The 22,948-nt window shown below is 66.9% G+C and carries 24 protein-coding genes; 15 read left to right on the top strand and 9 right to left on the bottom strand.

What is annotated here, in order from left to right; genetic code table 11:
* Positions 1 to 21: 21 nt before the first annotated feature.
* Positions 22 to 399: an ArsR/SmtB family transcription factor gene (locus tag HF999_RS04595; protein WP_168544728.1), complete on the bottom strand. Its 378-nt coding sequence runs from the start codon at positions 397 to 399 to the stop codon at positions 22 to 24.
* Positions 400 to 820: 421 nt separating this feature from the next.
* On the opposite strand from HF999_RS04595, the gene HF999_RS04590 reads away from it, so the two are divergent.
* The 8 genes from HF999_RS04590 (at position 821) to HF999_RS22785 (ending at position 8,911) form a co-directional block, all read left to right on the top strand.
* Positions 821 to 1,864: an ABC transporter substrate-binding protein gene (locus HF999_RS04590; protein WP_168544727.1), complete on the top strand. Its 1,044-nt coding sequence runs from the start codon at positions 821 to 823 to the stop codon at positions 1,862 to 1,864.
* Entirely contained in the window at positions 1,861 to 2,922 is a 1,062-nt protein-coding gene (locus HF999_RS04585) for a FecCD family ABC transporter permease (RefSeq protein WP_246207221.1), read from the top strand. The genes HF999_RS04590 and HF999_RS04585 overlap by 4 nt, the downstream gene beginning before the upstream one ends.
* The gene (locus HF999_RS04580; protein WP_168544726.1) at positions 2,919 to 3,728 is read left to right on the top strand and encodes an ABC transporter ATP-binding protein; all 810 of its coding nucleotides are present in this window, start codon (positions 2,919 to 2,921) and stop codon (positions 3,726 to 3,728) included. The genes HF999_RS04585 and HF999_RS04580 overlap by 4 nt, the downstream gene beginning before the upstream one ends.
* On the top strand, positions 3,721 to 4,971 hold the full coding sequence (locus tag HF999_RS04575; protein ID WP_168544725.1) for an MFS transporter: 1,251 nt from the start codon (positions 3,721 to 3,723) through the stop codon (positions 4,969 to 4,971). Before HF999_RS04580 ends, HF999_RS04575 begins: the two co-directional genes overlap by 8 nt.
* A gap of 394 nt (positions 4,972 to 5,365) precedes the next feature.
* The gene (locus HF999_RS04570; RefSeq protein ID WP_168544724.1) at positions 5,366 to 6,286 is read left to right on the top strand and encodes an ABC transporter substrate-binding protein; all 921 of its coding nucleotides are present in this window, start codon (positions 5,366 to 5,368) and stop codon (positions 6,284 to 6,286) included.
* Positions 6,287 to 6,304: 18 nt separating this feature from the next.
* Entirely contained in the window at positions 6,305 to 7,540 is a 1,236-nt protein-coding gene (locus HF999_RS04565; RefSeq protein ID WP_168544723.1) for a cytochrome P450, read from the top strand.
* On the top strand, positions 7,537 to 8,613 hold the full coding sequence (locus HF999_RS04560) for an isocyanide synthase family protein (protein ID WP_168544722.1): 1,077 nt from the start codon (positions 7,537 to 7,539) through the stop codon (positions 8,611 to 8,613). The genes HF999_RS04565 and HF999_RS04560 overlap by 4 nt, the downstream gene beginning before the upstream one ends.
* Positions 8,614 to 8,626: 13 nt before the next feature.
* Complete coding sequence (locus HF999_RS22785; RefSeq protein WP_168544784.1) at positions 8,627 to 8,911, top strand: DJ-1/PfpI family protein; 285 nt, start codon at positions 8,627 to 8,629, stop codon at positions 8,909 to 8,911.
* Between the two features lie 471 nt (positions 8,912 to 9,382).
* On the opposite strand, the gene HF999_RS04550 is transcribed toward HF999_RS22785, so the two are convergent.
* Positions 9,383 to 9,946 (bottom strand): sigma-70 family RNA polymerase sigma factor, encoded by a 564-nt coding sequence (locus tag HF999_RS04550; RefSeq protein ID WP_168544721.1) that lies wholly within the window; start codon positions 9,944 to 9,946, stop codon positions 9,383 to 9,385.
* Between the two features lie 184 nt (positions 9,947 to 10,130).
* On the opposite strand from HF999_RS04550, the gene HF999_RS04545 reads away from it, so the two are divergent.
* Positions 10,131 to 10,445, top strand: a complete 315-nt coding sequence (locus HF999_RS04545; protein WP_168544720.1) for a zf-HC2 domain-containing protein — start codon at positions 10,131 to 10,133, stop codon at positions 10,443 to 10,445.
* A 475-nt stretch (positions 10,446 to 10,920) separates the two neighbouring features.
* Here HF999_RS04545 and dnaB read toward each other — a convergent pair whose 3' ends face one another.
* Positions 10,921 to 13,581, bottom strand: a complete 2,661-nt coding sequence (dnaB, locus tag HF999_RS04540; protein WP_168544719.1) for a replicative DNA helicase — start codon at positions 13,579 to 13,581, stop codon at positions 10,921 to 10,923.
* A gap of 545 nt (positions 13,582 to 14,126) precedes the next feature.
* On the opposite strand from dnaB, the gene HF999_RS04535 reads away from it, so the two are divergent.
* A complete protein-coding gene (locus tag HF999_RS04535; protein ID WP_168544718.1) occupies positions 14,127 to 14,627 on the top strand; it encodes a hypothetical protein in 501 nt (166 codons plus the stop codon).
* A gap of 66 nt (positions 14,628 to 14,693) precedes the next feature.
* On the opposite strand, the gene rplI is transcribed toward HF999_RS04535, so the two are convergent.
* The 5 genes from rplI to HF999_RS04510 all read right to left on the bottom strand — a co-directional run bounded on the left by rplI (position 14,694) and on the right by HF999_RS04510 (position 17,655).
* Positions 14,694 to 15,146 (bottom strand): 50S ribosomal protein L9, encoded by a 453-nt coding sequence (gene rplI, locus HF999_RS04530; protein ID WP_168544717.1) that lies wholly within the window; start codon positions 15,144 to 15,146, stop codon positions 14,694 to 14,696.
* A gap of 14 nt (positions 15,147 to 15,160) precedes the next feature.
* Entirely contained in the window at positions 15,161 to 15,418 is a 258-nt protein-coding gene (rpsR, locus tag HF999_RS04525; RefSeq protein ID WP_068526176.1) for a 30S ribosomal protein S18, read from the bottom strand.
* 77 nt (positions 15,419 to 15,495) lie between these two features.
* Positions 15,496 to 16,032 carry a single-stranded DNA-binding protein gene (locus tag HF999_RS04520; RefSeq protein WP_068570215.1) on the bottom strand — a complete coding sequence of 179 codons (537 nt, stop codon included), beginning with the start codon at positions 16,030 to 16,032 and terminating at the stop codon, positions 15,496 to 15,498.
* Positions 16,033 to 16,059: 27 nt separating this feature from the next.
* A complete protein-coding gene (rpsF, locus tag HF999_RS04515; RefSeq protein WP_068570214.1) occupies positions 16,060 to 16,344 on the bottom strand; it encodes a 30S ribosomal protein S6 in 285 nt (94 codons plus the stop codon).
* Between the two features lie 141 nt (positions 16,345 to 16,485).
* A complete protein-coding gene (locus HF999_RS04510; RefSeq protein WP_376766473.1) occupies positions 16,486 to 17,655 on the bottom strand; it encodes an oxygenase MpaB family protein in 1,170 nt (389 codons plus the stop codon).
* Positions 17,656 to 17,694: 39 nt separating this feature from the next.
* Here HF999_RS04510 and HF999_RS04505 point away from each other — a divergent pair, with 39 nt between their 5' ends.
* The 4 genes from HF999_RS04505 to HF999_RS04490 are packed head-to-tail and all read left to right on the top strand — an operon-like array spanning position 17,695 to position 20,672.
* Positions 17,695 to 17,910: a hypothetical protein gene (locus tag HF999_RS04505; RefSeq protein ID WP_168544647.1), complete on the top strand. Its 216-nt coding sequence runs from the start codon at positions 17,695 to 17,697 to the stop codon at positions 17,908 to 17,910.
* Positions 17,911 to 17,939: 29 nt separating this feature from the next.
* Positions 17,940 to 18,953: an MlaD family protein gene (locus HF999_RS04500; RefSeq protein WP_168544716.1), complete on the top strand. Its 1,014-nt coding sequence runs from the start codon at positions 17,940 to 17,942 to the stop codon at positions 18,951 to 18,953.
* Positions 18,950 to 19,912, top strand: a complete 963-nt coding sequence (locus HF999_RS04495; RefSeq protein WP_168544715.1) for an MlaD family protein — start codon at positions 18,950 to 18,952, stop codon at positions 19,910 to 19,912. The genes HF999_RS04500 and HF999_RS04495 overlap by 4 nt, the downstream gene beginning before the upstream one ends.
* Before the next feature lie 22 nt (positions 19,913 to 19,934).
* Positions 19,935 to 20,672, top strand: coding sequence for a hypothetical protein (locus tag HF999_RS04490; RefSeq protein ID WP_168544714.1), 738 nt, complete (start codon positions 19,935 to 19,937; stop codon positions 20,670 to 20,672).
* A 21-nt stretch (positions 20,673 to 20,693) separates the two neighbouring features.
* On the opposite strand, the gene HF999_RS04485 is transcribed toward HF999_RS04490, so the two are convergent.
* Positions 20,694 to 21,884, bottom strand: a complete 1,191-nt coding sequence (locus tag HF999_RS04485) for a TetR/AcrR family transcriptional regulator (protein ID WP_168544713.1) — start codon at positions 21,882 to 21,884, stop codon at positions 20,694 to 20,696.
* A gap of 131 nt (positions 21,885 to 22,015) precedes the next feature.
* Between HF999_RS04485 and HF999_RS04480 the strand changes: the two genes are divergently transcribed.
* A complete protein-coding gene (locus HF999_RS04480) occupies positions 22,016 to 22,939 on the top strand; it encodes an oxygenase MpaB family protein (protein WP_168544712.1) in 924 nt (307 codons plus the stop codon).
* Positions 22,940 to 22,948 lie beyond the last annotated feature (9 nt).

The raw sequence follows: 22,948 nt of genomic DNA, 5'->3' as shown, positions 1-22,948 counted from the left end.
AGGACACGGCATCCGGTGCCATCACACGCCATCACGCTCGGACGGCACGGCCGGCAACATCTCGACCGCCTCCAGGGCGGCCGTGCTGTCGGCGAGCGTGTCATGGAGGAAGACCCGGGCGATCGCCAGCAGCTCGGCCACTTTCGGGTGCGCGAGCCGGTAGGTCACCGCACTGCCCGTACGGGAGCTCACCACCACCCGGTGGCGCCGCAATGTCGCCAGATGCTGCGACAGGTGCGATGCCTCCAACCCCGTCGCCGCGAGGAGATCGCTCACCCCGCACTGGTAGTCCGGAGCCGCGGCCAACACCTCCAGAACCCGGATCCGCAAGGGATGCGCGAGCCCCTTGAACAGATCCGCCTTGATCGCGTACAGCGGCGCCACGCCCTGGTCGAGCATTCCATCACCTTTGATTCAGCGAATTGATGAAGTCATCATATCGTGCCGACGACGGGGTGGGTCCAGGCCCACCCCGTCGGGGGTTCAACTCCGTATTGCCGCGCTCGGAGGATTCCTAGGCCTTTGCCGCGAGGCCCGGTGGGTGCCGGTCGCGGCGTGGATCCGATCTGATCCTCCGTGACATTGGTACGAGCGTGCCAGCAAGGGCCGAAGCGGCTGTGCAGGCGTTCGGTGGACGATCCCGACGACGGCCGCGCTGAGCGCGCCGAGCGGCACGGCGCGCACACCGGAGCGATCGCCAATGGCGTCGTGTGAAAGGGCCGAATAGTTCCCACCAGTCTCTGCCCTATCCCCAAGGGGCTCCTATTGTTTCGCCTCCAAGTCCAGCTACCCCACTGCGGTATACACGTCGCGCGCGCTGGTGTTCAATGCAGCTATGCAAAGCACACGGAGCACCTTCCGATCGGTCGTCGGCGCCGCGGCAACCGGGCTCGCACTGGCAGTTACGCTCGGGGGTTGCTCCACGGTAGAGCCGAACTCGCAGTCGTCGAGCGCGACGTCTCCGGCGGTCATGAAGTTGTGCGACGGTACGGAAGTCTCGTTCGATCACCCCGTCGAGAAGATCGCTACCGGCAACACCGCGGCACTGGAGCTGCTCATTCGTCTAGGGGCGGCCGACAAGGTTGTGGGTACTGCGTGGTCCGACGGGGCCGGTGCGCTGTCCGCCGACGTCCGAGCGCAGGCGGAGAAGGTGCCCTCGCTGGGAGCCCGCGCAGCCGATAAGGAGAAGCTCCTGCAGTCCGGCGCGCAGGTCTACATCGATCCCTACGAGGGCATGACCATGATGGGCGTCACCGGCCCCACGGCAGCGGACTTCCAGGCCGCAGGCATGAAGCGCGTCGTACTCCGCTCGTCCGCCTGCACTGCCTCCCTCACCGCACCGGTCACCACTCTCGACGGTGTGACAGCCGATATCCGGTCACTGGCAGCCTTGGTCGGGCACCAGCAGGAGGGCGAGAAGCTGGTCGAGTCGATGCGAACCGAACCGGTAGCCGCTGACGCGAAGCGCCCGAAGGTGCTGTACCTGACGTCGGCCCGCAACAACGATCAGGCGAGCACCATCGGCAACCGCCAGATCGGAAACGCGATCATCGAGCTCGCCGGTGGAACGAACATCTTCCGCGCAGTCGATAAGGCGCAGTTCGCGAGCTCGTGGGAGGACGTTGTTGCGGGCGATCCAGACCTGATCGTCGTCGCCGTCACACGACAGTCGTCTCAGGACGCCGTCGACCGCAGCTACCAGGCGTTACTCGACCAGCTGAAGAGTGATCCGCGGATCGCAGGCCTACGCGCGGTACGAGAGGGTAGGTTCGTGCGCGCCTACGCCGAGGACCTCACCCTCCCGGGTGTGGAGAACGCGACAGTCATCCGTTCTCTCTCACAAGAGCTTTCCAAGCTTCGATGACGGCCGTCGCAGCACTGGGGAGATCACGACGACTATTGCTGTGGGGCATGGGCGTTCCGGCGCTGATCGCCCTGCTGGTACTCGGGGTGACGTTCGGGTCCACCGACATCGCCGCGGCGGACGTGTGGCGAATACTGACCGATCAGTTGCTCGGACGCCCTTTAGTCGAGGGAAGCCACGAGATCATCATCTGGCGTGTCCGGTTCCCCCGGCCGGTTCTCGCGGCGCTGATCGGGGCGGGGCTCGGTGTGGTGGGCGTCGCGGTGCAGGCGATCGTTCGTAATCCGCTGGCCGACCCCTACTTGCTCGGGGTCTCGTCGGGTGCTTCCTTCGGGGCGGTCGCCACTCTGGTTCTCGGAGGCAGTACCTCCGCGGCCCTCGTGTCGACGACCTTCGCGTTACCGGTCACCGCGTTCCTCGGCGCGATGGCGGCGTTCCTGGTGGTGTGGCTCATCGGGGCGCGGGGAGCCGCCGTCGCACCGTTGCGGTTGATCCTCGCGGGCGTGGCCATCGGGCAGATCTTCGCCTCGTTCACCAGCTTCCTGGTTCTGCAGGCGGACGACATCAATCTCACCCAGGGGATTCTCCACTGGCTCATGGGCAGCCTTTCGGGTGCCATCGGGCCCGCGATCCCGATCGTCGCAGCGGTCGTCGTCTCAGGGGCGATCGGATTGTTCGCGCTCGCGCGGCCGCTCAACGCGCTCATCGTCGGCGACGAGACCGCGAATTCGCTCGGGATCTCGCCCAAGCGGGTGCGCACGGAGGTGTTCGTGATCACCAGCCTGATGACCGGGGTGATGGTGGCGTTCTCGGGTGCGATCGGGTTCATCGGGCTCGTCATCCCCCACATCGCCCGCTTCCTCGTAGGTACCAACCATCGCAAGCTCCTTCCCGCTTCCGCACTGTGCGGGGCTCTGCTGCTCTCGGGAGTCGACCTCCTGTGCCGGCTGGCCACCAGGGTCATCAACCAGGAACTGCCGATCAACGTCGTCGCTGCGGTAATAGGTGCCCCCACCCTGCTCTACCTCGTCAGCCGCCATCAGAGGAGGACTGCGTGACACCGTCCACGACCGGGCCCACACTCACCGGCGTCCACCTCGACAACGTCGACGTAGTCCTGTCGGGCACCACCATCGTCAACGGTGCGACAGTCGTCGCCGAGCCCGGCCGGATCACCGGGATCGTCGGGCCAAACGGGAGCGGCAAATCGACTCTCCTTCGCACGATCTACCGAGATCTACGACCGCACGCCGGCAGAGTTCTGGTGGGCGACCGTGACATCCGTTCCTTGGGCGCAGCGGAGGCAGCCCGCCTGGTGGCCGCGGTGCCGCAGGAGCGCGGAACAGAGTTCGAGTTCACCACCGGCGATGTCGTCGCGCTGGGGCGAATCCCACACCAGGGCCGGTTCGGCGGCGCGAGCACAACTGATGCCGACGCGGTACGCCGAGCGATCGCCGATGTCGGGCTGGCGGGATTCGAGGACCGCACGTTCGCACACCTGTCCGGTGGCGAGAAGCAACGCGCCCTGCTCGCCCGATGCTTCGCGCAGGGCGGCGAGGTCCTGGTTCTGGACGAACCGACCAACCACCTCGACATCAACCATCAGGTCCAACTGCTACGGATACTGCGCAGCCGAGCCGCGACCACGGTGATCACCCTGCACGATCTCAACGCTGCTGCGGCGGCGTGCGACACCCTGTTCGTTGTCCATGACGGCCGGATCGTCGCGCACGGCGCCCCCGGCGACGTGCTCACTGTCGACCTGCTCGACGCCGTCTTCGGGGTCGCGGCAACGGTTTCCACCGATCCCCGCTCCGGGCGTCCGATCATCGCCGTCGACTACCTGGCAGGACCGCATGACTGACACGGATGCCGGTTTCAACCGGCCGCTTCTGGCCGCTGCCGGACTTCTGTCCTTGATCGCGATGGCGGAGATGGGCGTGGTCAATATCGCCCTCCCCTCGCTCGCAGCCGATCTCGGCGTATCCATCGCGGCGGCACAGTGGGTGGTTCTCGCCTACCAACTGCCACTGACCGTGCTCTTGATCCCGGTCGGTTTCCTCCTCGATCACCGGCCGATGCGCCTAGCAGTGCTGACCGCACTGGGCGTCTTCGGACTCAGTGGCCTTGCCGCATGGGCAGCGCCCACCGCACACGGCCTGGAGTGGCTCATTGCGGTCCGTGGCCTGCAGGGCGCCGCCGGCGCCATCCTCTTCGTGATGATGCCCATGCTCGCGATACGCTCCGCCCCTACCGGACGCGCTCCGACGGCGCTGTCCGTGACCGCCACCCTTGGCCCTCTCGGAGCAGTGCTAGGTCCGATCCTGGGCGGACTCGTCGTCGATGCGGCCGGCTGGCGGGCCGCCTTCCTGGTCAAAATCCCGTTCACCATCATCGCGGCATTATTGATCCTGCGTGCACTGCCATCCACCGCACGGGCACCGGGGCCACCCCCGGGCACCGATACGAGCGAGGGCTCCGGCGGCGTCCTGTACCGGTCGGCGCAGCGGCTACGAGCGATCACCGCAACGAGAGCCCTGCACGGGCTGCTCCTGGGCACACTCGGGCTTGCCGCAGCGATGCAAGCCATGCAGTTCACCGTGTCCTACGTCTTCCAGACCCAGGGGTGGCGGGCCTCGCGAACTGCTGTGGTGCTGACCACCTTCGCATTCGTCATGGCGGCGACATCGATGGTCGCCGGGCGATTGGCCGAGGCACGCGGCCCTGCGAGAGTAGCGATCACCGGCGCAACGACCGTCGTAGTAGGGCTGACGGCCCTGACCGTGCTGGGCCGCACCGACATCCTGGTCGTGCTACTCGCCCTGATCGTGATCGGAGTAGGCATGGGCCTCTACGGAGGCCCCAACCAGGCATGGGTGATGAACAGCGCGCCCGCCGGCGCTACTGCGACCGTCGCCGGCACCATGCAATTGGCGCGAACCGCAGGCTTCGCAATCGGCCCCCTCGTCGCCAGTCTCGCTCTCACCACCTCCCCTCACGGCACCCTCGCCCTGATCGGAGCGACCACCGGCGCGATCCTCGCCGCTACGTGCTTCACCATGACGCACCGAAAGCAACGCGAGGCCCAAAACACTTCACCTGATTGACGCTGCGCCGCGATTGACGAGGAGCGAGTCCTCTCACCGAATTCAGATGCAGGAGTCGTACAGCTCTCCGCGCCTCATGCCCAATGGGACGATTAGCCGCACCTCCTAGTGGTGCGGGATGGACCACCCGCGGGTCCCACCTCTGTCGACACCGCCGCGATCCTCGCAAGCGCAGGGCGCGGGAACTCGATCGGTTCGGCGTCCGACTAATCCTGTGAGGCGGCGGTCATCACTGAGCTGTCGCAGATGGTGAAGGGTGAAAACAGTGGTGCGTACAACAATCTCGAGGCGGACAACGATCGCGGCGGTCCTCGTCACCGTCGGTGGAGTTCTCTGCTCGTGTTCCGGAACAACAGCAGATTCCTCGACAACGTCCGGCGCGCCGTTCGAGACGGTGACGACGACCGACTGTGAGGGGAAAGACCCTCACCGGTTCGACACGGCACCGACGAAGATCATCACTTCCAACAACGCCGGTGCAGATCTACTCGCACGCCTCGGAGCCGGTCAACAGGTCGCCGGTGTCGGCTGGGCGCGAGGTCTCGACGCGCTCGCACCGGACGTTCGCGACAAACTCACCTCCGCCCAACGACTCTCGGACGGCAACATCGACAAAGAGAAGCTCCTATCCTCTGGCGCGCAGGTGTTCCTGGCAACGTTCGCGAGCATGGACATGATGGGCACACCCGAACCCACGACCGCGGAGTTCCAGGCCGCGAACCTGACGAAGGTGTTCATCAAGTCATCTGCGTGCGCGAAGTTCCTCTCCGGTCCCCGCACCGATCTCAACCAGGTCTACTCCGACATCAGCGACCTGGCCGCGCTGACCGGTCACCGCCGGACAGGCGACGAGATGGTCGCATCCATGAAGAAGACAATCGAGTCAGCTCGCGGCAAGATCCGATCCGGCTCAAGGACGCCGACTGTCTTCCACTTCGATGTCGCAGCGAGCATGGACACGCTGACCACACCGGGAAACCGGCAGATCGCCAACGCGATCTACACCCTCGCCGGAACCACCCCGCTGGGTGGACGCATCGACGGCGCGTTCGGCAAGTTCACCTACGAAGAGCTCGTAGCCGCCGACCCGGACTGGATCACGATCGCCGTTCGACGTACCGGCGATGACACCTCAGTACGAACCGCCCAGGATGCAGCGATCACCTCGCTCGAGGCCGACCCCCGAACCCGCGGCCTCACCGCGGTACGCGAGAAGCGCTACATCCGGACCACGTCCGAGGATATGACGCTCGCCGGCCCCGCAAACGCGGAGCAGGTCGCGGCCATCGTTGACTCCGTCAGCACATCCCGATAGCCGGACGGAATCCACTTCATGTGCACCAGGGAACAGCCTGCACTGTTGTATGGCGAGGACTACTACCGCGACCCGTACCCCCTCTTCTCGTCACTGCGCGAGCGGGGACCGGTCCACCCGGTCGCATTCCCTGCGATCGATGCCTGGCTCGTCACCGGATACGAGGCCGCGCACGCGGCACTGGGCGACGACCGGCTCGGGAAGAACCACGCCCGCGCCAACGCCCAGTGGCATGCGAAGGCATCGATCATGCCCGAACCACAGCGCTCGCGGCTGCAAGTCCACCTGCTACACCAGGACCCACCGCGGCACACCGCCATGCGCGCGATGATCGCCGACCACTTCTCCGCCCGGCGCTCCGAAGCGCACCGCGCCGGCATCCGCGCACATGTGCACGCTCTGATCGATGACCTCCCCGACGGATCCGTGGACTTCATAGAGGGTTTCGCGGGCCGCTTACCGTTCTTGGCCTTGCGTGATGCGATCGGGCTGCCGGAGAATCTCGCTCAGCGATTCGATCCGGCATGGGGCGGCGTCGTAGCGCCCGTGGGACCGGACGATCCCCGCCGGCCCCACTACGAAGGGCTGCTGCGCGGGCTTGAAGGCTACATTGCCGACGTCGTCGCCCACTTCAACGGCGGCTCCGGCGATCAGAGTGTCCTGCTCGCACGCCTGGTCCGCGAACACGAGCACGGCGATCTCACTTCGAATGAGCTGTCCTCGATCATCTTCCAGCTACTCGCCGCCGGCCAGGACCCCGTGACCAACCAACTCGGGATGACGATCCTGACGCTCCTACGCCATCCCGGCGCTCACGCGTGGCTCGTCGCCCACCCCGATGGCATCAACCGGGCCACCGAGGAGCTCCTGCGGTACGAGAGCTCCTTCGGGCAGACCACCTGGCGATTCTTCACCGAGGACACCGAACTCGGAGATCACACGGTACCCGCCGGTGACTCGGTAATCATCTCGCTGATGGGCGCCAATCATGATCCGGCGAAGTTCCGCTGCCCGGCCGAACTCGACCTGCAGAGAACACCGAACCCTCACTTGGCCTTCGGCCACGGGGCGCACTTCTGCCCCGGTGCGCATCTCGCGCGTATCCAGATCCAGGAGACCCTCGCCGCGATCACCGCGCGCATCGCAGACCTTCACCTCGACTGCGATGAAAGCGAACTCGAGTTCCTCCACGCACCCCTCGCTCGCGGAGTGACAGAGCTCCCCATCCGGTACAGCGCGGTGAAACCCGCGTGAACCCGTCAGTATTGAGAAACGACTGCGAATACAAGCAGGCGGACCAGGTTGCACGCGAGATCCTTGCGGTGCTTCTGCCACGCAGGCGCACCACCGAGGCCGATGGGCCGACGCCTGATGACTGGCCCGTGCAGCTGGCGGCGATCCGCGCCGCAGTCAAGCGGCGAATCCCGATTGACTTCATCATTCCGGGCTTTCCTTGCAAGTCCCCCAACCCGGCCAAAGTCTGCGGCACACTGCCCGATGAAGCCGAGCGGGTCGCGCTGCACATTCTCGACGAGATCTGCAGCCGGATATCTCACGTTCATCCACCGGGAGCACGGGTGACCATCTGCTCCGACGGTCACGTCTTCACCGACGTCATCGGTGTCGACGACGAAACGATCGTCGAGTACAACGACGCCCTCGTGAAGATTATCGCCGACGAAGGCCTGTCTCACCTCAGCACCTTCGACCTCCGCGAGATCTGGGGCGACGGAGACTTCGCCGCCAAACGCCGCCAGCTCGACACCCAGTGGGCACCCGCACTCGACGACATCCGCGCAGATGTCAAAGCCGGTGGGGATTCCGCCCGGCTCCTGCGCGGCATGACCAGGTTCATGATCGCCGATACCGTCGACTGGTCCGGAACGAAATCGCAGTTACAGAAGTACGCCAAACAGCGCGCATACCAACTGATCCGCTTCAGCGCTGCATGGGGAAACATCCTCGATACCCAATTCCCCGAAGCTGTCCGGCTCTCCATCCATCCCCAGCCCCGTCTCTCACCGAAGCTCGGCATCAAAATGATCGCCCCGGACGACGACATCTGGACCACCCCCTGGCACTCAGTACTGGTCTACGACACCTCCGGTAGGCCACGGCTGACCAGTCACGCCGAAGCCCGCGCCAAGTACGTTCCCGTCCATCAGGACGGCAGACTCAGCCACTTCATCGAGAAGCCCCGCAGTGTGCTACCGAGCTCTTCCGGCTCACCTTCATCAGCACTGATGCGTGCACCGTCCAGAGTTCTCAGGGCGTCCGCATCATCGCTGACACGACCACCGGCGACACGGCGCCAGTCGACATACTGATCGTGCCTGGGGGATCGGTATCGAGCGACTCGTCGCCGACCAGAGTGCACCGGAAGACCTTCGCGCGCTACAGGAAACTGCGGAGATCGTGGCCTCCGTGTGCACGGGCACAGCAGTACTGGCAGTAGCGGGAATCTTGGACGGTCACACGGCTACCAGCAACAAGAAGGCCTTCGACTGGGTCAGATCGTTCGGTCCGAACGTGGACTGGAAGCCGCAGGCACGGTGGGTGACCGAGCTCGAGGTGCGGACCGACCCGCACGATGATCCGTTCGCGATCGTCTCCCCTCAGACATGATCGAGTTCGAACCATCCGTGTACATCGTCGTCAATCGCCTACCGGCGAGCGACACCTACTACTTGTCGAACAGCGATGTCGCAGACCAGAGGACGGTCGCTGCCAGACTCGATTGCATGGGCCCCGGTACCGCCGGGGCCGGCGCTCGCACACATCGACACCGTCCTTTCCTGCGAGGGACGCTACATTCCCGGACTCGGGCACGCGGCTATCGGCGCCGGTTCGACCCGGGCGCTCTGCCGCACATCGGCAAGCCCAGCACGTACGGTGCCTCGGATCTCAGGATCGACACCTCACGACCCAGGAACACCGTGATCGGCGACGCTGACATCGCTGATGGGCACCTAGCCACCTCACTCGGCGCGTGCTCTTCCTTCAGGTCCGGCGCTCGGCGCAATCACCGGTACCAGCAGGCGTGATCCCTCACTGAATCTGGCCATCCTCACCTCTAGGGCGGGAAGCGGGGAACCCCTACCCGGCTGCTACGTCGTTAGATGGAGTCACTGCCTCCAGATCAGCGCGGGCCCGTGAAACCCTAGAGCGGACGGTCCCGATCGGCACTCCCGTGACGTCAGCAGCTTCGGCGTAACTGAACCCAAGCACTTGTGTCAGCACCAAGGCTTCCCGCCGCTCAGGAGACAGACCCGATAACAAGTCAAGAACGCTCGCGCGGGTCTCCAACCCCATCCCCGGCGCAACGCAAGTGGCCTCGAACACAGCCTGGACATCCTGACTCGCGAGCCGAGGCCGCGCCAGCGCATGCCTGCGAGCATCGACAACAACCCGACGCGCGATGCTAATGAGCCAAGTGCGCGCCGAGGACCGACCTTCGAAACGATGCAAAGCTCCTATGGCGCGCAAGAAGGTTTCTTGCGCCAGGTCCTCGGCGTCCTGCGGACCACTCAAATGACAGATCACGCGGATCACGTCTCGTTGGGTCGTGCGGATGAACTCCTCCAGCGCTGCACTCTCACCGCGCCCAGCAGCGAACGCCAGCTCGGTGAGCTTCGTGTCCGCGCCGGATCTTTGCGACATAGCCCATATGAAACCAGGCCAGGCGGCATCCGGATACCTCCACGGGGTAACAAACTACTACTTCCTGTAGTTGGCAGGTCGCAACTCGTCAGCATTTCGTGGCGGCCGTTCGCCCTCGACGGACTGCGCCGGGCACGACTAACCTCATGAATTGAGTAGGTACTTCAACAGGTAGGAGGGGCGCGTGAGCATCGACTGTGGTCAGCTTCGTGGGGCGCTCTCCGCGGATCTCGACGGAGAGCAGGGTTCTGCGGATGCGGTGAACGCACAGAACCACCTCAACAGTTGTCCGGCATGCCGCCGCTGGTACACGGAGATGACGAGGATCAACCGTCGTTTGCGGCTCACCGCAGTCCCTGATACCGCTCCGGCACAAGGGTTCACCGAACGCGTGCTCGGCCTGATCGACCTCAAGACAGTGTGCGGCTGCGGCGACCGATGCGGCTGCTCCGAACCGTGCGGCTGCGGCGACCTCTGCGTGTGCCGTCAAGGTACGTGACGAAGGGTGTGAAGGCTGGGAACTCCGAGCCCCCTCTGGGCGACTAACTGTATGAAGCGGCCCGTGCCGCGGTCTTCAGCATGCTGGACGGGAACCCGTTGGCACACGCGCTTGTCTCACGCCTAGAGATTCAAACCCGCGCCACTAGTGGCGCGTGGTGCTCGACCAGAACCACCCCGAGCAGCGCTCTTGCCCCTGTACTAGCGGAAGGTTCGCCACTGCGCGGCAGCACAGAGGTCCTCCAGCTCAGCCGACGACAATGCGACTCTCCGCTTACAGAGGTTATCGCCGCGGCGGAACGAGACGTCTACCGCGGACCCCGCGAGCCGATCAGGCGGCATGCACCTGACGGTGCCATCTCAGACCTCAGATCCGGGGAGTTCGCGCGCCTGTCCCATGCAAATGTCGGAACCACCAAGTGTCCGACAAGTAGGTTCGGATCCCGACATGTCATCAGGGGACCCTACAGACGAGCTCAGCCCTTGGCCATGTCCACGAACCGGGAGTAGTGCAGCTGGTGCGCCACGGTGATGGTGGCGGTGGGACCGGCGCGGTGCTTGCCGAGGATGAAGTCGGCCTCACCCGCGCGCGGGTCGTCGCGCTCGTAGGCGTCGGGCCGGTGCACGAGGACCACCATGTCCGCGTCCTGCTCGAGCGAGCCGGACTCGCGGAGGTCGGCCACCTGGGGCTTCTTGTCGGTGCGCTGCTCGGGACCACGGTTGAGCTGTGCCACGGCGATGAGCGGGACCTCGAGCTCCTTCGCCAGCAGCTTGAGCTGCCGGGAGAACTCGGAGACCTCCTGCTGGCGGGACTCGACCTTCTTGCCCGAGGTCATCAGCTGCAGGTAGTCGATGACGATGAGCTTGAGGTCGTGCCGCTGCTTGAGGCGGCGTGCCTTGGCCCGGATCTCCATCATCGTGAGGTTCGGCGAATCGTCCACGAACAGCGGCGCTTCGGAGATCTCCGACATGCGGCGCGCAAGGCGGGTCCAGTCGTCGTCGGACATCTTGCCCGAGCGCATGTCGGCGAGCTTGATCCGCGCCTCCGCGGAGAGCAGGCGCATGACGACCTCGGTCTTGCTCATCTCGAGACTGAACAGCACGCCGGGCATGTGGTGCTCGACGGTGCACGAGCGCAGGACGTCCAGCGCCATGGTCGAGTTGTGTGTAGGAATCATCGACTCACCGGCGAGGTAGAGGTGGGATTCGTTGTCCACCTGCACGCAGCGCACGGGCACGCTCGGAATCGGCCGGACGTCCACGATGAATCGAGTGCCTGAACGAGCGGGGCTCGCGGTGCGCCGGCGCTCCTTGTGCAGGATCGCCTTCCGGCTCAAGCCGAAGACCTCGTCCTGGGTCGTGAACGTCAACGTGTAGGCGATCGACGATGCCTCCGAGCGACCCGATACCCGCTTGGTCGACACATGGCACCGGTAGCCGAGGCCGACGATCAGCTCACGAACATCCATTGCGAGACGGCGATCCGTCACCCCGAACTGAACCCCGCCGCTCGGAGTCACAGTGCCGTCCGTGTCGAGCAGCCCGGCGAGCAGCGCACGGCGCTGAGCCTCGGAACCGCGCAAGTACTCCATCGGGATGTGCTTCGCGCCGAGGACGCCGATGGTCCGCAAGCGCGCCGTCACCGAGCCGAGGCCCTTGTAGCAATCCATGCACTCCGCGCCACTCCCCGTGGCGCGGTTCCCGCAATGCTTGCATCGGAGCGCAGGTACCGGCGCACTGACCGCCTTCGCCTTGCCCCCGCACACCTTCCCGCACGTGCGCACGTGCGGGAGCTTCGGCGTGAACGTCGTGCCGCACACCACGCACGGCTTCGGGGCGAGCAGTCCGTCATCAGCTAGGGCGATCCGGTAGCGGTACTTCGCCGACGCCGACGGGGTGCACTGGTACCCCTCCGCCTCGATCAGCATGGGCACCTCGGGGTCGGCGGAGGTGATCTGCGCGACGGCCGATGTTCCGTCACCGAGCCACGCGCCGAGCGTGTACGGGCCCACGAGCAGTTCCGCGGCCGGAAGACGGAGGGGCTCGGTATTCGTCACACAGTGGTTGAGTCGAGCGTCCTTGGTGCGGGTGCGCAGCGTCCCCGCGATCTCCTCGGTCGTACGGACCGCCGCGACGGCGTGTTGGACACGGACCCTGCTGTACACCGCGCGTACCGAATTCGCGGACTTCCGCGAAGTCCGGTCCTCGGTGAGCCACTGGTGCTGAGCGTCGGCCACGATGACGGACCCGTCGGAGAACTCGACCTCGTAGCACGGCCGGCCCGTCATCACCTCGGTCGCGGCGACCACCATCGTCGGGATGCCATCAGCGCCGATGAGGTGATCCCCCGGCCGGACCTGCCCCATCGTGGTCCAGCCCGTCGGCGTCGGCAGCTTCGTATCGAGGGACAACGCCTTGCCGGCGCCCGGCCGCCCGGCCACGATGATCATCTGCCCCGCGTGCAGGCCGTTGGTCAGCGCGTCGAAGTCGGTGAACCCCGTAGGCACGCCCATGCTGACGCCGCCGCGCGAGGCGATCGCGTCGATCTCGTCCATCGTGGGCTGCAGCAGCTCCTCGAGGATCACGTAGTCCTCGGAGGCCTTGCGCTCCGTCACGTCGTAGACGGCGGCCTGCGCGCGGTCGACCACCTCGGCGACATCGGCACCGTCGGACCCCGAGTAGCCGTACTGGACGATCCTGGTCCCTGCCTCGACGAGCCGACGCAGGATGGCCTTCTCGGCCACGATCTCGGCGTAGTACCCGGCGTTCGCAGCCGTCGGCACAGTGGAGATCAGGGTGTGCAGGTACGGGGCGCCGCCGACGCGCTTGAGTTCGCCCTTGCGGTCGAGCGTGGCGGAGACGGTGACCGCATCGGCGGGCTCACCCGCACCGTAGAGGTCCAGGATCGCGTCGTAGACCGACTGGTGCGCGGGCCGGTAGAAGTCACCCGGGCTGAGCACCTCGAGCACGTCGGCGATGGCGTCCTTGGACAGCATCATGGCGCCGAGCACCGACTGTTCCGCGGCGATGTCCTGCGGGGGCTGGCGGCCGAAGTCCTCGGGCGGCGGACCGCTGGGAGCGGGCTCCGAGCGCTGAGCCGGGTCCGGGGTGAACTCCTGCTCGTCCGTGACCGACACCGCGCACCCACCTCTCCTCGCACCCGCGTGCCGCCGGGGGCCGCGCGCAGGGACTCACCAACGCTCACTACAGGTCTAGCGCGGACCACTGACAGGTTTCCGGGGACTCCCGTGCGGGCGCGCGACCGACGCACGTGAACGCTAAGCCCTCCGCTCGCCGTTGCAAACTTCACCTGTGGACGAATCTGTGCATTTCCTGTGTACGGCGCGCTGTCAGCATGGGGACATCGGTGTGGACCGATGGGGAAAACCTGTGGAAACCTGTGGCGCCGATTCGGGCCACCGCAGGTCAGATCGGGTCCAACGGCTTCCCCACCCTGTGGATCGAAGTTCCTCCGCGTGTCGCACTGAACTCACATTCGGGCGTGTCGTCAGTGCACCCGTCGTCGCCGGGCCGGCAAAACCACCCCTCGTTGTTACCTGCCGGTCACCCGCCGTGCCCCCTACCTGCACGAACACGTCACCGGGCCCGGACGCACCTTCTCCGGGTCACCTACGACGCGTACTCTTTGTCCGAGCATTGACGACTGCAGAAGGACGCACCGATGAACACCTCCACGATCTCGACGCGCACAGCCGGCGTCGCGGTCGCGCTCGCGGCTGCCGCCACGTTCGCCATCGGACCCGCCACGGCCGCACCCGCACCCGCACCGAAGCCGAAGCCGAAGCCCGCCTCGGTGACGGCCACCTGCTCGAGCGCGAACCCGATGTTCACTCTCGGCGGCGATCAGCTCACCTGGAAGGTCACGGTCACCGTCGGAGGCCCCGGGCAGATCCTGGTCTCCGCGACGGGCAACGCGGGCTACCGCGACTTCGTCCTCAGCCAGTTCGCGTCGAACGGCTCGTTGTCCTGGAACAACACCACGTCCGGCAAGTACGGCACCGCCAAGGTGACCGGCGTCGGCGCGTCGCCGACGCTCAACAAGACGCCCGTGACGACCGGTAAGGGCTCCGTCACCTTCAACCTGGTGATCAAGGCGGGCGCCGGCTCGGAGTGGATCGGCACGCAGACCAGCACGCCGTGCGTGGGCACGATCACCGTCTGATCGCCCCGGAGACGCGAAAGAACCCCACCGCCCCGCGAGGGCCGGTGGGGTTCTTCGTTCGTGGAGCTACTGCGCCGCGACGGTGAGCGCGAACTTCGCGCGGACGTCGGGGTGCAGGGCGACGACCACGGGGAACGAGCCCGTGGACTTGATGTGCCCCTCGGGCAGCTCGATGGTGCGCTTGTCGACGACGGGGCCGCCTGCGGCCTTGAGCGCGGCGGCGACGTCAGCGGTGGTGACCGAGCCGAACAGCTTGCCCGACTCCGCGGTCTTCACGGTCAGCGAGACGGCGGCGAGGCCCTCGATGGCCTGCTTGATCTCGTTGGCGTGATCGAGGCCGCGCACGCGCTTGGCCTCCTGGCTGCGGCGGATGCCCTCGACCTGCTTCTCAGCACCGCGGGTGGCCACGATGGCCAGGCCGCGGGGCAGCAGGTAGTTGCGGCCGTAGCCGTCCTTGACCTCGACGGTGTCGCCGGGGGCGCCCAGGTTGTCGACGTCGGCGGTGAGGATGAGCTTCATTTCTTCATCCCTCCTTAGCGGGTCGTCGACGTGAACGGCAGCAGGGCCACCTCACGCGCGTTCTTGACGGCGATCGCGATGTCGCGCTGGTGCTGGACGCAGTTGCCCGTCACGCGGCGGCTGCGGATCTTGCCCCGCTCCGACAGGAACCGACGCAGGAGCGTGGTGTCCTTGTAGTCGATCTTGGTGTTCTTCTCCTTGCAGAACGTGCACGCCTTGGCCTTGACGGCCTTCTCGACGCGCACCTTCCGGCCATTGCCCTTACCGGCCATGGTGTTGGTACTCCTTGATGAGGTCTACTTCGGCGCCCGGCGAAACCGGGGCGCCTTCACAGTGTTCGATCCCGGGATCAGAACGGCGGATCGTCGTTGCCGCCGCCGAAGCTGCTCCCGGCCGCGGGGGCACTGCCCCACGGATCGTCTGCGGGCTGGTTCTGGCGCGGAGCCTGCTGGGCCGGCTGCTGGCTGTAACCGCCACCGCCGCCCTGGCCGCCGCCACCGAAACCGCCGCCGCCACCGCCGCGCTGCGTGCGCGTCGGCTTCGCCGTCGCGTACTTGAGGGAGGGGCCGATCTCGTCGACCTCGAGTTCCACCACCGTGCGCTTGTTGCCCTCACGATCGTCGTAGGACCGCTGCTTGAGCCGGCCGGAGACGATGACGCGAGTGCCCTTCGTGAGCGACTCGGCGACGTTCTCCGCCGCCTCGCGCCAGATGTTGCAGCGCATGAACAGTGCCTCGCCGTCCTTCCACTCATTGGAATTCCGGTCGAAGGTCCTGGGCGTGGACGCGACGGTGAAGTTGGCCACCGCTGCACCCGACGGGGTGAAGCGCAGCTCCGGGTCCGCCGTCAGGTTTCCGATGACCGTGATGACCGTCTCGCCTGCCATGGTGTTTCTCCCTGCTTTGTAGTACGGCTAGTTCTGCCGCAGCACCTTAGTGCGAAGCACCGACTCGTTCAGCTTGAGCTGGCGATCGAGCTCGTTCACGGTGGCGGGCTCGGCGGTCAGATCGATCACCGCGTAGATGCCCTCGGCGTTCTTCGAGATCTCGTAAGCAAGACGGCGCTTGCCCCAGATGTCGACGTTCCCGATCGATCCGCCGTCCTTGCGGACCACGTTCAGGAAGGTCTCCAGCGAGGGCGCGACGGTGCGCTCATCCAGGCTCGGATCCAGGATCACCATCAGTTCGTAATTACGCATGGGCTTTTCGCCTCCTCCTATGGACTATGCGGCCGTGGACTCTCCACGGCAGGAGTGTTGCCGTGACGGCAACCGCCCCAGGCTACCGCAAGGGCCGCCGACCTGCGAAATCCGCGCCGAGCGGCGGCCGGATCCGCCGGATCAACGACGCAGGGGCGTGGCGGCGGCGAACCGCTCCGACTTGTTGCTCAGCGCCCACCGCTGCCACCGGTCCCAGGCCCGTACGGATGCGCGCTGCCAGGCCGCGTCCGCGGCAGGGCTGATCCGGCGGGCCACCTCGAGCGCGACGATCGCGGGGGCTCGTGCGAGCAGCAGGCAGAGCCCGAGGGCCGACGACGGCATGCGGTACTTGCGCCGGTTCCACGGCAGCATGAACAACCTGCTGTAGCCGGCCTGCATGCGCAGGTGCAGGCCGGCGCGCAGCCGGTCCGCGGGCCCCTGGCCGGCACGGGGCGCGAACGCCGGAACGAACGACTCGACGAGCTCGGTGCCCGCGCTCCCCGCGTCGTACGAGCGGGTCGCGTTGAAGAGGTAGAGCAGGCGGAGACCGTCGGCGACGGTCGTCGGGAAGCGGTCCCAGTGCATGCCCACCAGATAGCCGAGGTAGCGGTTGAAATGGAGCACCGCCCGGATCTCGTGCGCGGACGTCAGGTAGCCGACCGCGTACAGCCCCAGTGCCGGACCGACGCTGCCGCCGAGCAGTGTCAACATCATCTCGGCCTGACTGATCGGTAGGCCCCATCGCTGCGCATCCCACTCCGGGTGATCCGCCACGCGGCGCCGCACGCTCACGTGCATGACCCGGACCTGCATCGAGATCCGTCGGCCGAGCGAGCCCGGGGTCATGACGGCACCGGGACGGCACACCTCGATCCACCACCGACTGGTCTCGAGGTAGCGATTGAGCGCCGAATCGCCGGCATAGCCACCGGAGAGCGAGAGGGGAACGGCCAACGAGCCCTCGGTGTAGGTGTCCATCGTGCCGGCGTTGCCGACAGCGCCGAGCGCATAGCCCCACCGTCGCCAGACCGCGGCCCCCTCCTCGATGAGGGCCGGGTCCACCCACGACGGAACCTGCTCGAACTCGGAGAACAATGCGCGCATCGATTCCGGCGCATCGGGCAGGTCGTCCACCGAGCTCTCGAGTGCTCGGTTCAGGAGATCACGGGACCTCTCCGGTCCCAGCGGCCCCAGGAAGGTCTCGTCGACGAAGCGCTCCGCCACCGGGTCTCCGGTCGTCAAGAGCCTGCGGTAGTCCGCCACGAGATCCTCGGCGGGGTAGAGGTCGAAGCCGGTGAGGCGGAGCACCACCCGCCGGATCCGCGCGGAGGCCCCCGCATCATCCCGCCGTTGATCGAGGCCTTCAATGTCTCGTTCGATCAGCGCACGATGCGACTGCGACTGAGCTACTCGCCTCCGCGCACCGAGATCCCCGCCCTGACACCGCAGCACACGTGCGACAGCGTCAACCGCATCAGCCCCGGACAGTGCCGCGTCGTCGGGCCCGATCGGATCGACGTCGACCTCATCACCGCGATCCTGCGCGGGACGGGGGCGGCGCGATGAGGCGCTCCGTCCGCAGAACCGCCCGGACCGTGACGGCGGTACTGGTAGTGGCCGTGCTCGCAGTGATCGGGTTCCAGTCCGCCGCACCGCAGAACCTTCCGACACCGGCGACGTGGGCGCGCGGGTGGACACTGCGCGTCGAGTTCCCGAGCGTCCTGAACCTTCCCGATCGAGCACACGTGCGGCTCAACGGCCGATCGATCGGCGGGCTCAAGTCCATCGCGCTGCGCGCGGACCACGCCGAGGTCGCGCTCGCCATCACCGAACCCGCCCACGTCACGTCCGAAACTACCGCCGAACTCCAGCAGGACACCTTGCTCGGCGATCTCTACGTCGGTCTGCACACACCGGGCTCGTCGAGCGGAAGGGAACTGCACGACGGCGACGTGATCCCCCTGTCCCGCACACAACCGCCCGTGCAGGTGGAGGATCTGATGTCCAGCGCTGCTTCGTTCCTCGGTAGCGGTGGCCTGGCGCAACTGGGCAACACGGTCGACAGGATCAACGCCGCCTTCCCCGCCGATCCACGCCTCACCCGCAGCATCACCGCGAACGTCACCACAACACTGAACGCATGGTCCGCCGACACCCGGTCGCTGGACTCGCTGCTGCGATCGGTCGTGAGCATGACGGGCAAGTTCGTAGCCGACTCCGCGAACATCGAGTCGTACCTGTCCCCCGAGAGCGACCACCGCTGGCCGATGTACGTCGAGGCCTCGCGGGTGGCGGAGGTCTTCGGCAAGTTCGGTCCCCTGTTCAGCAATCTGGCCCCGCTGACTCCAGGGGGCCGCGACCTCGCGACGCTGATGCAGCAGGTCGTGGGACCGCTGCTGCTGCTGAACCGTCCCATCGGGGCGTCGCAGCCGGACAACCTGACCAACCTCCGCAACCTGGTGCGAGACACCATCGCACCCTTCTTCGCGCAAGGACCGAAGGTGAACGTACGCAAGGTGTCCGGTGCTCCCGCCCCCGCCGCGGTACCCGTCGCGGATCAGACCGAACAGGTCGTACGGACCCTGCGGATGCTCGGGGCGGTGCGATGAGAAGGGAACTGATCGCCAACATCATCACCTTCGCCGCGGTCCTCGTCGTCGGAGTCGTGGTACTGGTCTTCGGCTACCTCGATGTGCGACCGGGAACGCAGTACACCCGTCTGGTTCTCACGCTGGGGAACACCTCGCAGCTCGCGGAACGATCGCCGGTCCTGCTGCGCGGCGTCCGGGTGGGCGAGGTGTCCAAGGTCTCCCCCCATCCCGGCGGAGTCGATGTCACTGTGAAATACGATGACAAGTACCGCATTCCACGCGACAGCGCGATCTCCGTGGAGCAGCTGAGCGCGCTGGGCGAACCGTACGTGGAGTTCGCACCCCGCACCGACGGCGGGCCCTGCTTCACCGACGGGGCGACCGTGGAGCCGGCCGCCATCACGCAGTACCTGACGGTGGCCCAGGTCTTCCAGGCGTTCGCCTCGCTGAATCGCGCGACACAGGCCGGGCCCGTGGGCGACCTCGTCACCACCGCGTGGCAGGCGACCGCGAACACGGACGAGCAGATGCCCAAGCTCACCCGAGCCGGCGATCTGCTCGCCGCGACCCTCATGTCCCGGATGCCCGGGATCCGGCAGATGTTCGCCGACACGCAGGCGTATTCCGCTGACCTGCAATGGCTACCGCCCACCCTCGATCGACTCGGACCCGCATTCGACAGCACCGTGCGGACGATCCGGGACGCCGTCGAGGACGTGCAGCGGATGATCCAGGTCCTCGACGCACCCAAGCCCTTCGACAACGTCCTGATACCGTTCGTCACCCGTCTGACGCCCTACCTGCGCGAGCTGATCCCGTCGCTCGCGACCACCTCCGGCCCGTTCCTGGCCATTCTCTCGGCCATCGACAGGACTGCACCCCAGATCGACCTCAGCGCGTTCTTGAGCAACGCCCTCAACGCCGTGGCGCCCGACGGCACCGCGCGCCTGACCATCACCGTCCCAGCACCCCGATAACCGTCGACAGCGAGGAAACCTCATGGCCAACAAGGCTATCGACCACGAAGACACCGCCGCCGAGACGAGCGGGGAGGGCGCCGACGAGGACGCGGATACCGCCACCGAGGTCGACGCGGCCGACGAACCGGAGCGCCCCGCGAGCGGCCGCCGCCGGTCGATCGTGCTCACGATCGTCGTCACCGTCCTCACCGTCGCCGTCATCGCGCTCAGCGTCACCGCGTACCTGCAGCACCGGGCCTCGGACCAGGACCACCGGCGCGCGGCTGATCGTGCGCACGCCGAGCAGTTGGGCACCAACTACGCCGTCAAGGCCGCGACACTGAACTACAACGACCTCACCCCGTGGCTCAACGCGATGAAGACCGGCGTGACACCGACATTGGCGGCGAAGTACGACGCGATCGCCGAACAGATGCGGCAGGTGCTCGTGCCGCTGCGAATGGTCGCCACCGCCACTCCCGTGGTCGCCAAGGTCTCGTCCGAGGTCGGCGGCGTGTACCAGGTGAAGGTCGTCGTCGACGTCTCCGCGCAGAGCGCACAGTCCCCCCAGGGGACGCTCAGCACGACCGCGTACACGATCACCCTCGATCGCGATCAGAACTGGGTGATCACCGAGGTCGGGGATCCGGCCTCCGGCCCCGCGGTCGGGGCAGCGACGACGAGTGCCGCACCGTCGAACTCGACACCTGCACCGACGGGCTCGGCACAGCCGACGATTCCCGCGATCGGTGCACCGACCGCCACCCCGAGCCCCTAGCGAGAGGTGCCGGGAGGTCGGTCAGTCCACGGAGCCGAACAGCACGGTGCAGACCATGGCGTACACCTCCGCTTGGAAGCTCGGGTCCTGGTCGAACCGGCGGGTGCGCCCGACGTCGAAGACCACGGCGAAGGCCGCGTGCACGAGGAAGGTGGCCTCTGCCGCGCTCAGCTCGGGGCGGACGGCGACCACGGTGTCGGCGAAGGCGGCGATGTTCGTCCGCTGCAGGCCCGCGAGGCGGCCGCGGTCGGCGTCCGGGACGTTGCCGATCTCCCGGAAGTACACCGTCATCAGCCGCGAGGTGCGGAAGGACAACTGCACGTAGGCCTGGGACAGGGCCGCGAGACGGTCGCGCGGTTCGGGATTGGCAGCGGACACCTCATCGATCATGCGCGCCGTCGCATCGGCCGCGCGCTCGAGAGCGCTGACCAGGATGCCCACCTTGTTCGGGAAGTAGCGGTACATCCCGGACGGCACGATGCCCGCGGCCCGGCCGATCTGCCCCATGCTCACGTTGTGGAAGCCGTGCTCGAAGATCTGGCCGATCGCCTCGTCGAGCACCTGGCCCTGCCGTCCCGCATCGGGCTCCGGTTCGGGCTCCGGCGCGAGCCGGAACAGCGCCGGCGGATCGGGCAGCGCCAGCACGGCGCGCCCGGCGGCGGCGAGCACCGCCTCCGCGCGCTTCTGGGCGAGGACCGTGCGATGCGCGGTCACGCTGCCCGTCACGCTGATCGCGGCCACGCACCGCAACTCGACCTCGGTGCGTCCCACGCCCGGGAGACCCGCCTCCGCCGCATCCGCGAAGGTCTCGATCATGCCGGTCAACTGGTGGCGGATCCGCGCACGGTCGTCGCGCTCCAGAAGCCGCTGCTCCCAGCGGAACAGGCCGCCCGTGTTACGCCGCTCGAAGGACACGCCCAGCGCCGCGTCGAGGATCGCCTCGACCCGTACCTCGGGCGCCTCGCCCACCGTCTTCTCCGCCGCATCAGCGACGGCCGTGGCCAACGCGTCCGAGGCCGAGGTGATCGCGTGCTCGAGCAGGGCGTACTTGTTGGGGAAGTGGCGGTAGACCGCGGGGCCGCTGATGTCCAGCGACGCGGCGATCTGCTCGATGCCGACGCCGTGATACCCCCGCCGGGAGAAATCCTCCGCAGCGACCCGCGCGATCTGTTCACGCCGGTCCTTGGGGCGCTTCCGTTTCGCCTGCGTCACCTGCCACTCCTCCTTGGTCCGCTTCGAGCGTACTCGGTGACGAGTGCTCGTCCGCGGTGTACCGTCGACCCTACTAAGTAAGTGAACGTTCACACACCGTTTTGGTACGGAACTTCCCGGAGGAACCCGGCATGACCACCACTGCACCCATCGCCCCCGCGAACGTCCCAACGGCGGTCGGGCGCACCGTCGACCCCGTGGCGACCGGTCACCGGATCGCCCTCGCGGTCCCCGAGCGACGCGCGGACGTGCTCACCGTCCTGGCCGATTCCATGGACGCGCCCTCGGCCGCCGCGGGCCCCGCGAACGTCGTGATGCAATTGCTCAACCCGCCCGTGGCCTACGGGGTGATGGAGTCGCGCGTGGAATCCGTTGCGCTGTACAAGCATCCGATCAAGCGCAGCCGCACCACCTTCACCTACCTCGCCGTCGCGATCCTCGGGAACCCGGACGACCGGGTCCGGTACCGCACAGCGGTCGACGGTGCCCACCGCCAGGTCCAGCCCACCGCCGAAAGCCCGGTCAAGTACAACGGTATGGACCGCAACCTGCAGCTGTGGGTGGCGATGTGCCTGTACGTGGGGTTCGAGGACACCCACCAGCTCCTGCGCGGACGAATGAGCCGCGAGCAGCGCGCCCTGTTCTACCGCGACTCCGCCCCGCTGGGCACCACCCTCCAGGTGCACCCGGACATGTGGCCCGGCACTCCCGAGGAGTTCGACGCGCTGTGGATCGAGCTGTGCGAGCAGAAGATCCGGCCCACCACCGAGACGCGCGACTACCTGCGTCAGCTCGTCGACCTCACCTTCGTCGGCGCGGTCCCCCGCCCGCTCAAGGGCTTCTCTCGGTTCCAGACGGCGGGCTTCCTCGCGCCGCGGTTCCGTGAGGCCATGGAGATCGAGTGGACCGCCGCCGATCAGCGCCGCTTCGACCTGTTCTGGCGCGTTCTCGCCGGCGTGAACCGGCTCGTCCCGCTGGCGCTACGGCGCCTGCCCTACCGTCTGCTCCTCGCGGATATGCGACTGCGCGCGAAGCTCCACCGCCCGCTCATCTGACGCACGCAC

Origin of the sequence: Tsukamurella spumae, assembly GCF_012396015.1 — a bacterium.
In the GTDB taxonomy this organism is placed as follows: Bacteria; Actinomycetota; Actinomycetes; order Mycobacteriales; family Mycobacteriaceae; genus Tsukamurella; species Tsukamurella spumae.
This window is presented reverse-complemented; position numbering and strand designations above follow the sequence as displayed.